Raw genomic sequence first — 12695 nt, 5'->3', positions numbered from 1 at the left:
GGCGGAGGTACGGAGGTGCGTCACCGACCGCCAAACGAGCAGACCGACATCGCTCGGCCGCCACGTAAGAGAGCGATGCACGGACACGGACACGGATGCCGGGCCGGGCGGTGAGGCGGTCCGCCGCTCGGCAACAGGCGAAGACCGCGTCCGGGCCACGTCATTCCTCGACGAACATCCCGCTGCGGAGCTTCAGCAGAATCCTGCTGATCAGTCGCGACACATGCATCTGCGAGATGCCGAGCTCCGCGCCGATCTGTGACTGGGTCATCTCATGACCGAAACGCATGTCGATGATGCGGCGCTCACGGTCGTCGAGGTCGCTCAGCAGCGGCGCGAGCGCATGCAGGTTCTCGACCGTCTCCATCGCGGGATCGGGTGCGCCCAGGACATCCGCGAAGGTGCGCCCCGGTGCCTTGCGTCGTCCCGCGTCCGCCGCGTCGGCCGGCACGTCCAGCGAACCCGCCGTGTACCCGTTGGCCGCCACGATGCCCTCGGTGACCTCGTCCTCGTTGAGCCCCAGCTGCTCGGCCAGCTCCGGGACGGTGGGGTCGCGGTCGAGTTCCGCGGCCAGGGAGTCCCTCGTCCTGGCGATGTCGACCCGCAACTCCTGCAGCCTGCGTGGAACGTGCACCGCCCAGCTGGTGTCGCGGAAGAATCGTTTGATCTCGCCGGTGATGTACGGGATTGCGAAAGAGGTGAACTCGACCTCGCGGGAGAGGTCGAACCGGTCGATGGCCTTGATCAGCCCGATGGTGCCGACCTGGACGATGTCCTCCATGTCACCGCCGCCCCGGTGCCGGAACCGTCCCGCGGCGAATCGGACGAGGGAGAGGTTCATCTCGATGAGGGTGTTGCGCGCGTACTGGTGAGCGGAGGTTCCCTCCTCCAGGAGCTGGAGGCGCTTGAAGAACAACCGGGACAGGTCCCGGGCGTCGGCCGGAGCGACCTTTCCCGCGTCCTCGATCCATGGCAGCTCGCCGGTATCGGCGGCAGGGTCCGCGATCTCCCCGGCGCCCGGGGCGGTTCCCGGGCGCGCGCCGGTGTCGAACGGCACGACTGCCGGTGTCGATCGTGCACTCTCCGCTCGCTCCGCACTGGCAGTCCGCGCGGTGTGCGCCGTCATTTCGTCACGCTCCCCTGGTCGTAGGTGAGGTGTATGCGCCTGCCCCCGAAGGCGGTTCTCATGCGAGAAGAAGGGAGTTGATCAGGTCACACGGCATCAATGGCCGGGAACACTCGTGATGGTCCGTCATATCTGTGCGGGCTGAGCCGCATCGGACTGCAGAACCGCCCCACCGGTACGGGGGAGCCCGGTGGGGCGGTCACCTCCAGACTGCCACAGTCTGCGGCGCGTCGGGGGCGACCGGCCGATATCAACCGGTAGTTGAGCCGAAATCGGTGGCAGGCCCGGGGGATGGACGCCTCAGTCGCGCGGGTACCCGAGCAGCTGGGCCTGGACCGGCACATCCAGCGCCGCCACCGCCTCGTCGCGGATCAGCAGCCGGGTCCGGGCAGCCAGAGCTCGCGCGAGGGCCACCCGTTGACGCTCGCCGCCGGAGAGCGCGGCCGGGCGCCGCCCGCGTGCCCCGGTGCGCGGGGGAGTCGGCGGCCGTACGGCCTCCGCCCTGTCGAGGAGGTGAATCCCGCCGTTCCCTGCCGGGACGGCGGACGTCTGCTTCTTCCGGCCGGAACGGCCTTGCGCTGTCCGGTTGTAGGCTCCATGGGTGAAATTCGGTGTGAACATACTCAACTTCGGTGCCGGAACAACCCCGGAAGGTCTCCTCCAACAGGCCGTAGATGCAAGGGACTTGGGGTACTCCTTCGCGATGATCTCCGACCACATCGCGGTCACCCCCGATGTGCACGAGACGTATCCGGCCCCGTTCTACGACCAGTTCGTGCTCGCCGCGCACATCGCCGGACGGGTGCCGGGGCTGGTGCTCGGCACGACCGTCACGGTGATCCCGTACCGGCACCCGCTGCAGACGGCCCGGCTCGCCGCCAACATCGACAACCTGAACGCCGACGGATTCATCCTCGGCGCGGGGATCGGCTGGTCCAGGGCCGAATACGAGGCGCTGGGCGTGCCCTTCGCGGAGCGAGGACGGATCACTGACGAATACCTCGCCGCCATCCGTGCGGCCTGGGCCGAGGATCCCACGACGTTCCGGGGCGAGCACATCTCCTACCGGGAGGTCCGGACCGCGCCGGCACCCGCGTCCGCTCCCTGTCTGCCCGTCTGGGTCGGTGGCAACTCGGCCGCCGCCCAGCGCCGTGCGGCCCGGCTCGGCGAGGGCTGGCATCCGTACCGGCTGCCGCTCGACGCGATCCGGTCCGGGCTTCCGGTGATCGCCGAGGAGGCCGAGCGGGTCGGGCGTCCCGTTCCCGCGCTCGTGCCGCGGCTGCAGATCCGCGTCACCGACGCACTCCTGGGGAGCGACCGCCCCGCCGGGCACGGCACGATCGACCGGATCCGGGCCGACCTGGCGGAACTCGGCGAGCTGGGTGCCACCCATGTGCTGCTCGACGTCAACCCGGACACACCCGCCGAGCGGGGGACCGCGGACGATGACCGGAAGCTGCTCGAACTCCTCGTGAACAAGGTCGTCGACCCGGTCACGGGTGGCGTCCGCTGAATCGGTGCGGCCCAGCGAACACCGCACCCGGCCCGGGAATACGCGCTCCGAATTCGACCTTCCCGCTCCTGTACGAGGTGGTGACAGGACCGGTGCCCCAGCGTGGAGCGGCCCGGTCGTCGGCGCCGCGAACCGTCGGCGCCATGAAACAGGAGAGAGGGAGCCCATGCCCAAGGCGTACGTGTTCACCCGCAACGGCGGGCCGGAGGTGGAGGCCCTCGCCGAGCAGGAAGTGCCGGTGCCCGGTCCCGGCGAACTGCTCGTCGCCGTCCGGGCGGCCGGGGTCAACCCGGTCGACTGGAAGCTGCGCACGGGGTACACCCGGCCCGGCAGCGAGCCGCAGCCGTTTCCCACCGTCTTCGGCAGCGAGGCCGCCGGAGTCGTCGAGGGCGTGGGCCCGGACGTCGAAGGATTCGCGGTCGGGGACGAGGTCTTCGGCAACCCGCTGACCGGTGGGTACGCCGAGTACACGCTGCTGCCCGCCGCGGTGACCGCGCACAAGCCGGGCGCGCTGTCGTTCACCGACGCGGCCGTGCTGCCGGTCGCGGCGGCCACCGCTTACGACGGCGTGCGCCAGCTCGCACCCACCCCCGGTTCGACCCTGTTGGTCACCGGGGCCGGAGGAGGCGTGGGAACGGCCGCGGTGCAGCTGGCGCGTCACGCCGGCGCCCGGGTCGCCGGCGTGGCGAGCGCGGACAAGAAGGATTTCGTCGAGTCGCTGGGCGCGGTGCACGTCGAATCCGGCGACGGACTCGCCGACCGGGTGCGGGCGGCGGCCCCCCACGGCATCGACGCGATCTTCGACCTGGTCGGCGGGGACACCTTGCGTGCCGTGGCCCCGTTGCTCGCGGACCCGGCCACGCTCGTGAGCGCCGGGGGCAAGCCACTGGCGGTGGAACTCGGAGGCGCGGCCGTCGCGCGGGCCCGCACCGCGGCAGTCCTCGACGAGGTGGCGAACCTCGTCGTCACCGGCGTCCTGCGGACGTATGTGACCAGGACTTTCCCGCTCGACGAGGCCGGAGCGGCGTTGCGCGCCGTGGAGGGCGGACACACGCGCGGCAAGATCGTCATCGAGGTGGCCGCATGAGCGTGCCCCATGCCGCTGCCGGTGACCCGCACCCGCTCGACAACCCGGTCCGCGCCGCGCTGACCGGCCCGCACGCCCATTTCGCCGAGCACCGTGGGCGAGTGCTGCGCTACCCGGCGGACCTGGCTCCCTGGGTATCGGTCCCGGACGCGCCGCAGGCCGAGGACTGGGCCGATGCCGCCGCGCTCGCCGGACCGGGTGGCGCCGTCACGATCACCGCCTTCCGCGAGCCGCCGCCGGACGACTGGGAGATCACCTTCCACGCCGAGGGGGTCCAGCTCGTCGACGGCGGGATCGCCGCGGCCCCGTTTCCCGAGGCCGTACGGCTGGGACCCGCCGACGTGCCCGAGATGCTCGATCTGGTCGCCCGCACCCGCCCGGGGCCGTTCCTGCCCCGAACGGTCGAGCTCGGCACCTACCTCGGGGTCCGGCGCGAGGGGGCCCTCGTCGCGATGGCCGGTGAACGGTTGCACCCAACCGGCTGGAGCGAGATCAGTGGTGTCTGCACGGACGAGTCCGTGCGCGGTCAGGGGCTCGCCGGCGGGCTCGTCCTCGCCGTCGCCCACGAGATCGGGGAACGTGGCGAAACAGCGTTCCTGCACGCCTCCGCCACCAACACCCATGCCATCCGGCTCTACGAATCGCTGGGATTCGTGCTCCGGCGCCGGACGTCCTTCCTCTCGGCGCTCGTACCGGGGCACCCGCCGACGCGTCTGTCGGGGTCCGGCGGTGTTCGTGCGGCGGCCGTGCGCTGACGCGCGGCGCGGTGACCTTCGGCCCGGGGAGCTCGGGCCGAAGGTCACGCCGCCTCCCCATCCGGGACCTTCGGCGCGGACCGAGGGGCCGTAAGCCCCGTGTGCCGCCCCCGCTGATCCGGTTGGACTGGGAACGAACGCCGGCGCGGGGCCGGCAGATCCCGGGAGGAACGGGCCGTGACGATCGGGCTCCGGCGCGAGGCGGCGAGGGTCTTTCGTTTGGACCAGACGGGATCGGCCAGACGCGGCACCGGGACACGCGAGCCCGGCGTGATCCGGACGAAACACCCTGGGCGTGGAGCGACGCTCCCGCACACGGACGTAAGGGAGGCGGCCGTCTTCGCGCCCCGGGTCGGCAATGGAGCACTCTTCGGCGGGCTGGCACTGCTGACCGTCCTGGTCGGCGCCCTCGACATCCGTACCGGCGACGAAATGCACCTCGTGCCGATGCTGGTGGTGGTGCCGGCACTCGTCTCGGTCTTCGGAACGATCCGGCAGACCGTGGGCGCGGCCACCTGGATCACGATCGTCGCCGTCTGCTCACGGCTGGTGACCGGGGGAACGTTCTGGTCCATCACCAGCAGTGTCGTATTCACCGTGCTGGCCTGCTTCCTGGGCGTCGGCGCCTGTGCGCTGCGGATCCGTCATGCCGCCGAGATCGCCAGGCTCCGCTCCGCCGCCGTCGCACTCCAACGGCAGATCCTGCGCCCGCTGCCCATCCTGACCGACCAGATCCTCGCCCACGGCATCTATACGCCGATCGAGGAGGACCGGCTGGTCGGAGGTGACATCTACGAGGTCGTCCAGTCCCCCTACGGAACGCGGGCGGTCATCGGCGACGTCCAGGGCAAGGGGCTCGCCGCGATCGGGGCGGGCTTCGCCGTGCTCGGCGCGTTCCGGGAGGCCGCCATCCGCGAGCCCAGCCTGACCGGCGTGGTCGACGCGCTGGAGGACGCGGTCGCACGGCACAACGCCTTCTCCGCCCAGACCGGGGCGATCGAGCGCTTCGTCACCGCCCTGGTGCTCGGCGTCGACGGAGACGACCGGGTGCAGGCTGTCAACTGCGGCCATCTGCCGCCCCGACTGCTGCACGGCGGCGTGGCCCGCGCGGCTGTGCTGCGCCACACATCCGTTCCGCTGGGCATGGCGGAGCTCAGCGTGGAGGCGCGGGTCGCGGAGCGGTTGGACTTCCCGCCCGATGCCACGCTCCTGCTGTTCACGGACGGGGTCACCGAGGCCCGGGACGCGTCGGGCGCGTTCTACCCCCTGGACACCCGGCTGGGCCACTGGGCACGGCGGGGGCCGCGCGAGGTGCTCGACGCGCTCCACACCGAGCTGGAGGCCTTCTCCGGGGGCGTGCGACGCGACGACATCGCCGTGCTCGCCCTGTGCCGGGCGCCGGCAGGCGTTCATCGACGACGCCCGGCGGAAGGTCACGGTGCCCGCCGCGCAGCCGAGACGTTCAGCCGCCGGTAGGGGCACGGGAAGGCGGCCGTATGGGACCCCCATGTCCCGATGAGACTTCTGTCGCGATGGGACATTTTTCGGTGTACGGTGCATGTATGAATCCGGAACGGAAGGCCCCGGAGCGACGGAGCCGCAAGGCCCGCAGGACCCGGGACGCACTGGCGCAGGCCGCCTTCGAGCTCGTACTCGACCGGGGCCTGAAGGAAGTGACGGTCGAGGAGATCGCGGAACGCGCGGACGTCGACCGGCGTACCTTCAGCCGGTACTTCACCAGCAAGGAGGCCGCCGTCCTGGACTCGATCCGGGGCGACGGCGACCGGATCAACGACGCCCTGCGCGCACGCCCCGCCGACGAGCCCCCGCTCACCGCGTACCGCCGGGCCGTCCTCGACTGGCTCGACGACCCCGGTGCGCAGGCCTGGCACCGCCGCGCCCGGATCTTCGACCTGCTGGTCCTCGCCGAGCAGGAGCCGACCCTCTACGCAGCGTTCCACCACATCCGGGTGGACGCCCAGGAGGACTCGGTCGCCATCGTCGCGGACCGGCTCGGGGTCGACCCCCGGCTGGACATCCGCCCCGCTGTCACGGTCGCCGCGGGCGCCGGGGCGCTCCTGGCGGCCCAGGCCGCCTGGGTACGCGGCGGACACCCGGACGACCTGCCCCAACTGGTCGGGCAGGCCTTCGACGCCCTCTCCGGAGAACTGCTCGCGCAACCTCCCGCCGGGCCGGCGTCACACAGCACCACGGAAGGAAACACCACCTCATGAGCACCTCCCTCACCCCCGTCGACCAGGAGTTCGCAGGCAGGACCGCCCTCGTCACCGGCGGCGCCTCCGGCATCGGGTTGGCCCTCGCCCACCGGCTGGCCGCGGGCGGCGCGTCCGTCGTCGTCGCCGACTACGACGAGGCCAACGCCCGCAAGGCCGTCGCCGAACTGGAGAGCGCCGGGGCGAAGGCCGCCGCGGTCGCCATGGACGTGACCGACCCCGCCTCCGTCGAAGCGGGTGTGCGATTCGCCGTCGACACCTTCGGCGCCCTGCACCTCGCCGTCAACAACGCGGGCATCGGCGGGCCGAGCAATCCCACCGGGGAGTACGCGATCGAGGACTGGGACCGGGTCGTCGCCACCAACCTCAGCGGCGTCTTCTACTCGATGCGTCATGAACTCCCCGCCATCGTCGCGGCGGGCGGCGGTGCCGTCGTCAACATGTCCTCGATCCTCGGCACCAACGGTTTCGCCGGGTCTCCCGCCTACGTGGCCGCCAAGCACGGCGTCGTCGGCCTCACCAAGACGGCCGCCCTCGAATACGCGGCACGCAACGTCCGGGTCAACGCCGTCGGCCCCGGCTTCATCGACACACCGCTGCTGCGCAACACGGACGGCCCCGCACGCGACCACCTGATCTCGCTGCACCCGGCCGGGCGTCTCGGCCAGGCGGCGGAGGTCGCCGAACTCGCCGCGTTCCTGCTCTCCGACCGCGCCTCCTTCATCCACGGCAGCTACCACCTGGTGGACGGCGGATACTCCGCCTCCTGAACGGCGTACGGGGGAACGGGGGCGAGCAACAGAAAGCGAAGAGTGAGGAGAACCCATGAAGGCCGTCCAGTACCGCGCCGTCGGCTCGGCACCCGAGGTCGTCACCGTGCCCGATCCGGAGCCCGGCCCCGGCCAGGTGATGATCAAGGTCACCGCCGCCGGCGTCTGCCACTCCGACATCGCCGTGATGAGCCGGCCCGCGGAGCAGCTCCCCTTCCCGCTGCCGCTCACCCTCGGCCACGAGGGCGTCGGCACCATAGCCGCACTCGGCGACGGGGTGAAGGGCCTCTCGATCGGAGAGTCCGTCGCTGTCTACGGCCCCTGGGGCTGCGGTACGTGCGTCAAGTGCGCCGAGGGCAAGGAGAACTACTGTCTGCGCGCCAAGGAACTCGGCATCACCCCGCCCGGACTCGGTTCCCCCGGCGCCATGGCCGAGTACATGATCGTGGACGACGCCCGTCATCTGGTGCCGCTGGGCGGCCTCGACCCGGTCCAGGCCGTGCCGCTCACCGACGCGGGCCTGACTCCCTACCACGCGATCAAGCGGTCCCTGCCCAAGCTGGTGCCCGGTGCCACCGCCGTCGTCATCGGCACCGGCGGTCTCGGCCATGTCGCGATCCAACTGCTGCGCGCCATGACGGCCGTCCGGGTCATCGCCCTCGACGTCACGGACGAGAAACTGGCCCTGGCCCGTGCCGTCGGCGCCCACGAGACGGTGCTCTCCGACGCGAACGCCGCGGCGAAGGTCCGTGAACTGACCGGCGGTGCCGGAGCGCAGGTCGTCCTCGATTTCGTCGGAGCCCCACCGACCGTCGCCACGGCCGGGGCCGCGGCCGCCATCGACTCCGATGTCACGATCGTCGGCCTCGGCGGCGGTGCGCTGCCGGTCGGCTTCGGCTCGCTGCCGTACAACACGACGGTGTCCTCCCCCTACTGGGGATCGCGCGCCGAACTCGCCGAGGTGCTCGACCTCGCCCGCGCCGGAGCGGTCGAGGTCCACGTCGAGACCTACACGCTGGGCGAGGCACCGCTGGCCTACGAGCGGCTGCACGACGGCAGGATCAACGGCCGCGCGGTCATCCTCCCCAACGGCTGACCGGTCGGGCTCCGGCCCTCGGCACGGTGCGGGCCGTCGCGCGGTGCGACGGCCCGCACCGTCATACCCGCGCCCGATGCGCACCGCAGCGCCCTGCTGCGCGACGACGAGGAGGACGGCGCCCCGCCCCACCGCTCGACCGTCGACCTCGACGGCGGCCGCGCCGTCATCCGCCTGACCGGTCACTCCTGGGGTCCGTTCCCACCAGGAGCGACAGCGGTCGGCGGGTGAGCCGGGGCAGCCCCCCGGCGACCGGTCACCGCGAAAACGGCAGCACCTTCCGTATCAGCGCCGTCCCGATTCCCACCCAGACCGCGGCGAACAACCATCCGGCGAGCACGTCCGTCGCCCAGTGGACGCCGAGCAGAACCCGGCTCAGGCCGACGGCCGCGGCCCAGCAGACGACCAGGGCGGCGACGGCGGCACGAAGCGGACGAGCCACCCTCCGGCCGTGCGCCCGGACACCGATGGCCGTGAGCAGCAGACCGGCCATCAGCGCGGACGTCGTCGCATGGCCCGAGGGGAAGGCGAAGCCCGAGGCGTGCGTGGCCCAGTCGCCCAGCGGGGGGCGGGGCCGGGCGATCAGCCTCATGAGGCCGTAGCGGACGCCCTGCCCGAGCAGCAGGAAGGCCAGTGCCCCCACCACGTGTCCCAGCCGTCGACGCGTGTCACCGCCCGCGATCAGCCCGGCCGTCACCGCCGCCGCATACGGGAACACCCCGGTGCCGGTGGCCGTGACGGCCCGAGCGGTCGCCACGAGGCCCGACGGCCGGTGCCGCAACGACCAGTCGTGGGCGGTCCGGTCCAGGGCCGGCGGGGAGCCGTGCCGGGCGGCCAGGACGAGAGCCGTCAGCAGGACGAGTCCGACCAGCCCCACCAGCGCGGCCCCCAGCGGAGCGCGGAGTGATAACGCGGCAGGTGCGGGCGACCGGCCGCCCGCGAGCGTCGAAGCGTTTCCGGTCACCGGTTGGCCACCAGCGGGCGCAGCGGGCTGTCGCGCAGCCGCACCACTGCCGGGGCGCAGCGTCGTGCCGCGACCATCAACGGCCAGGCGACCAGCGCGCCGGTGACCACCCCGATCAGTACATCGTGCGGGTAGTGCACACCGATCCAGACCCGGGACGCCGCCATCAGCAGCGCGGCGGGCACCGCGATCGCCCCGAGACGGCGGTCGGTCAGCCAGATCGCCACCGCCGCGGCCGCCGCGATGGCGGCATGGTTGCTGGGGAAGGACCAGTCGCCGAGTGCGGGGCACGCCTCCACCGTCACGACATGGAGGGTCTGGCAGGGCCGCTGCTCATGGAAGAGCGACTTCACCACGTCGTTGACGAGATACGCGGCCACCACGACGAGCGGTGCACAGAGCGCCATGGCAGTGCGGGCGGGCCCCGCCGAGCGCGAGCGCCACCAGGACGCGAGCATCAGCAGGGCGAACAGGGCGAGCCCGTAGTCCGACCAGAGGCGGACGACCGAGTCCAGAGCGGCGGGGGAGCGCTGGGCCAGCTCGGTGATCCAGGTGTACAGGCCGCCGTCGATCGAGGTGGCGGTGGAGGCGAGTGGCATCAGCTGTTCTCTCCTTCTGCGGAGCGTCGGCCGCGGGAGCGCAGCAGTTCGGCGGCGAGCGGGATGAGGGAGACCATGACCACGACAGCGACGATCGGCAGCAGATAACGATCGACGTTGGGCACCGAGGAGCCCAGCGCGTACCCCGCGAGAACCAGCCCCACGGTCCACACCGCCCCGCCGACGACCTGCCACAACGTGAACAGTCCGGCAGGGACGTTGAGCGCCCCGGCGAGCGGATTGAGCACCGTGCGTACGACGGGCACGAAGCGGGCCAGCACGATCGCCCGCGCATGGCCGTATCTGCCGAGCAGCTCCTCGGCGCGGGCGGCGCCCTCGTGCAGCCGCTTGGCGCGGCTGCGGGCGAGAAGGGCCCGGCCACCGCGGCGGCCGATCCAGTAACCCGCCTGCGCGCCGAGCAGCGCACCGGCGACGGCGGCGATCAGCACCTGCGGCAGCGACAGATGGACCGGGCCGTGGGTGCCCGACACGCAGAGAAGGCCAGCCGTGAACAGCAGCGAATCGCCGGGCAGGAAGAAGCCGACGAGCAGTCCCGTCTCGGCGAAGAGCACGACGGCGATGCCGAGCGCACCGAACGCTCCGAGCAGTGAACCTGCGTCCAGCACGTTCACCGCTTGTGGCGCGGCCGCCAGTGAGAATACGGACACGGTGGAGGGTCTCCCATAATGGTGAGCGGGCGGCCCGTCGGAACGCCCGGACTGACTACAGTGATGTAGACGGTCTACGTCACTGTAGACGCCTGAAGGGGGAGGAGAGTTCCCATGTCCCAGGTGAAGGGGATATCGAGCGGAGAACCCGCCCCCCGCCCGCACGGCGCAGCCGCCCCGGGGCCGTCACCGGATACGGCGCCCGTGAGCGCGACGCCCCATCGCACCGCATCGGAGCGGCGCTCGTCCGGCGAGCTGGAATCCACGATCCTGGCGGCCCTGTGGGCGGCCGAGACGCCGCTCACCCCCGGCCAGGTGCAGGGCGCGGTCGGGGCGGCGCTCGCCCGCACCACGGTCACGACGATTCTGTCGCGCCTCTACGAAAAGGGTACGGTCACCCGCACCCGGGCCGGCCGCGGATTCGCCTACACCCCGACCGAGGACGCCCCCGGGCTGACCGCCCGCCGGATGCACAGCGAGCTGCGGAAGGAGGAGGACCGCAGCACCGTGCTGGCGCGATTCGTGTCACAGCTCACCGACGAGGACGAGCAGTTGCTCCGGGATCTGCTCGACGGAGAAGCCCGATGATCTATGCCGTGTGGGTTCCGCTGCTGATGCCCTTCGTCGCGGTACCCGCCGCCCGTCGGCTGGCGGACGCCCTGTCGCCCGTACGCGCCGTACGGCTGCTCGCCTCGACGGGCGCCGGTCTCGCCCTGTGCAGCCTGCTCGCCCTGGCCCTGCTGGTGGTGCCCGGAGCCACGCGCTTCTCCGCCGTCTCCGCCCTCGGGGAACTCGTCAGACCGCTCTCCGACGCCGCTCCCGTCGTCGCCGTCCCCCTCGCGGCCGCGGCACTGGCGCTGCTCGCGGGCTGCGCCGCCGCGGTCGCCCGCGCCGCCCACCGCCACTGGGCGGAGCTGCACCGGGCCGCGCGGTCGCCCGGGTGCACCGAGGGCGAACTGGCCGTCCTGCGCGACAGCCGCCCCGACGCCTACGCCCTGCCCGGGCGTCCCGGCACTCCCGGCCGGATCGTCGTCACCACGGGTATGCTGCGCGCCCTGGACCCCGCCGAACGCGACGCCCTGCTGGCACACGAACGCGCCCACCTCTCGGGGCGCCACCACCTCTTCATCGCCGCCGCCGAAATGGCTGCCCTCTGCCACCCCGCGCTGCGTTCGCTGCGCGCCCCCATGCGCTACGCCCTGGAGCGCTGCGCCGACGAGGCAGCCGCTTCGGCGGTCGGCGACCGACGGGTCGCCGCCCGGGCCATCGGCCGCGCCGCCCTCGCCGCCCGAGCCGCCGAGGGCGCCGCCCGGCCCCGCCCACGAGTGGCGCTCGCCGCGGCCGCCGGACCCGTACCCCGTCGCGTCGCAGCGCTGCTCGGCCGGAGCGCCCCGCGCCCCCGCGTGGGCCGGGTGGCCGCCGCGGCGCTGCTGGCCTGCCTGGTCGTCTCCGGGGCCGCCACGCTCGACGCGACGAACGACCTGCACAGCAGCATCGAAGCGGCTCAGGGCGAGAGTCCGTAGCACGCCCCTTCTGACTCCTTCGAGTCGGCTCCTCGCGACCTGCGCCGTGGCCGGCCGTGCCCCCGAGCGACACGGTGCGGACACGGACGGATTCGACACCTCCCGAGCCGACGAGGAACACCTGCGCCCACCCGGTACGCCTCGTCCGAACCGGTCGGGGCGGTCGGAAATTCTCCCGGACCGCCCCGCGATCGTGGCTACACTGACGCCCATGGGTTCGTACTACTTCTTTCGCTGATTCCGGGCAGGGACGCCGCCGCGCGACGTCGAGCGTCGCCGGGTGACCCCGAGGGTCCCCGCGTGCCGCGGTCCCTTCCGCCCGTCCGACAGCCCCGCCCAGCCGCGCACCGTCGTGCGCCG

At 72.4% G+C, this 12695-nt stretch carries 14 protein-coding genes and 1 pseudogene; 10 read left to right on the top strand and 5 right to left on the bottom strand.

Features of this window, described 5'->3' with window-relative positions; all coding sequences use genetic code 11:
- Positions 1-160: 160 nt before the first annotated feature.
- Both ACF1B9_RS07085 and ACF1B9_RS07080 read right to left on the bottom strand, forming a co-directional pair.
- Positions 161-1126 carry an RNA polymerase sigma factor SigF gene (locus ACF1B9_RS07085; RefSeq protein WP_391739516.1) on the bottom strand — a complete coding sequence of 322 codons (966 nt, stop codon included), beginning with the start codon at positions 1124-1126 and terminating at the stop codon, positions 161-163.
- Between the two features lie 300 nt (positions 1127-1426).
- A complete protein-coding gene (locus ACF1B9_RS07080; protein ID WP_391739515.1) occupies positions 1427-1747 on the bottom strand; it encodes an ATP-binding cassette domain-containing protein in 321 nt (106 codons plus the stop codon).
- Here ACF1B9_RS07080 and ACF1B9_RS07075 point away from each other — a divergent pair.
- The 8 genes and pseudogenes from ACF1B9_RS07075 to ACF1B9_RS07040 all read left to right on the top strand — a co-directional run.
- Positions 1728-2639, top strand: coding sequence for a TIGR03619 family F420-dependent LLM class oxidoreductase (locus ACF1B9_RS07075; RefSeq protein ID WP_391739514.1), 912 nt, complete (start codon positions 1728-1730; stop codon positions 2637-2639). The genes ACF1B9_RS07080 and ACF1B9_RS07075 overlap by 20 nt on opposite strands.
- A gap of 166 nt (positions 2640-2805) precedes the next feature.
- Entirely contained in the window at positions 2806-3726 is a 921-nt protein-coding gene (locus ACF1B9_RS07070; RefSeq protein ID WP_391739513.1) for an NADP-dependent oxidoreductase, read from the top strand.
- On the top strand, positions 3723-4481 hold the full coding sequence (locus ACF1B9_RS07065; RefSeq protein ID WP_391739512.1) for a GNAT family N-acetyltransferase: 759 nt from the start codon (positions 3723-3725) through the stop codon (positions 4479-4481). The genes ACF1B9_RS07070 and ACF1B9_RS07065 overlap by 4 nt, the downstream gene beginning before the upstream one ends.
- 270 nt (positions 4482-4751) lie before the next feature.
- Positions 4752-5957: a PP2C family protein-serine/threonine phosphatase gene (locus ACF1B9_RS07060; protein WP_391739752.1), complete on the top strand. Its 1206-nt coding sequence runs from the start codon at positions 4752-4754 to the stop codon at positions 5955-5957.
- 86 nt (positions 5958-6043) lie between these two features.
- Positions 6044-6715, top strand: coding sequence for a TetR family transcriptional regulator (locus tag ACF1B9_RS07055; RefSeq protein WP_391739511.1), 672 nt, complete (start codon positions 6044-6046; stop codon positions 6713-6715).
- Positions 6712-7485, top strand: a complete 774-nt coding sequence (locus ACF1B9_RS07050; protein WP_391739510.1) for an SDR family NAD(P)-dependent oxidoreductase — start codon at positions 6712-6714, stop codon at positions 7483-7485. Before ACF1B9_RS07055 ends, ACF1B9_RS07050 begins: the two co-directional genes overlap by 4 nt.
- A 55-nt stretch (positions 7486-7540) precedes the next feature.
- Positions 7541-8581 carry an NAD(P)-dependent alcohol dehydrogenase gene (locus ACF1B9_RS07045; protein WP_391739509.1) on the top strand — a complete coding sequence of 347 codons (1041 nt, stop codon included), beginning with the start codon at positions 7541-7543 and terminating at the stop codon, positions 8579-8581.
- A 93-nt stretch (positions 8582-8674) separates the two neighbouring features.
- Positions 8675-8812: pseudogene (locus ACF1B9_RS07040) on the top strand (DUF6191 domain-containing protein); the annotation flags it as partial.
- 25 nt (positions 8813-8837) lie between these two features.
- Here ACF1B9_RS07040 and ACF1B9_RS07035 read toward each other — a convergent pair.
- Genes ACF1B9_RS07035 through ACF1B9_RS07025 form a run of 3 tightly spaced genes read right to left on the bottom strand, consistent with a single transcriptional unit; the run spans position 8838 to position 10812 of the window.
- Positions 8838-9545, bottom strand: coding sequence for a phosphatase PAP2 family protein (locus ACF1B9_RS07035; protein WP_391739508.1), 708 nt, complete (start codon positions 9543-9545; stop codon positions 8838-8840).
- On the bottom strand, positions 9542-10144 hold the full coding sequence (locus tag ACF1B9_RS07030) for a phosphatase PAP2 family protein (RefSeq protein ID WP_391739507.1): 603 nt from the start codon (positions 10142-10144) through the stop codon (positions 9542-9544). Before ACF1B9_RS07030 ends, ACF1B9_RS07035 begins: the two co-directional genes overlap by 4 nt.
- On the bottom strand, positions 10144-10812 hold the full coding sequence (locus tag ACF1B9_RS07025) for a DedA family protein (protein ID WP_376271324.1): 669 nt from the start codon (positions 10810-10812) through the stop codon (positions 10144-10146). Before ACF1B9_RS07025 ends, ACF1B9_RS07030 begins: the two co-directional genes overlap by 1 nt.
- A gap of 204 nt (positions 10813-11016) precedes the next feature.
- Here ACF1B9_RS07025 and ACF1B9_RS07020 point away from each other — a divergent pair, with 204 nt between their 5' ends.
- Together ACF1B9_RS07020 and ACF1B9_RS07015 are read left to right on the top strand one after the other, a co-directional pair.
- The gene (locus ACF1B9_RS07020; protein ID WP_391739506.1) at positions 11017-11400 is read left to right on the top strand and encodes a BlaI/MecI/CopY family transcriptional regulator; all 384 of its coding nucleotides are present in this window, start codon (positions 11017-11019) and stop codon (positions 11398-11400) included.
- Entirely contained in the window at positions 11397-12335 is a 939-nt protein-coding gene (locus tag ACF1B9_RS07015) for a M56 family metallopeptidase (RefSeq protein ID WP_391739505.1), read from the top strand. The genes ACF1B9_RS07020 and ACF1B9_RS07015 overlap by 4 nt, the downstream gene beginning before the upstream one ends.
- Positions 12336-12695: the final 360 nt, after the last annotated feature.

The sequence above is a fragment of the Streptomyces sp. NPDC014727 genome, from assembly GCF_043083485.1.
GTDB lineage: Bacteria > Actinomycetota > Actinomycetes > Streptomycetales > Streptomycetaceae > Streptomyces.
The sequence above is the reverse complement of the archived record's forward strand: the minus strand, read 5'-3'. Positions and strand labels throughout refer to the sequence as shown.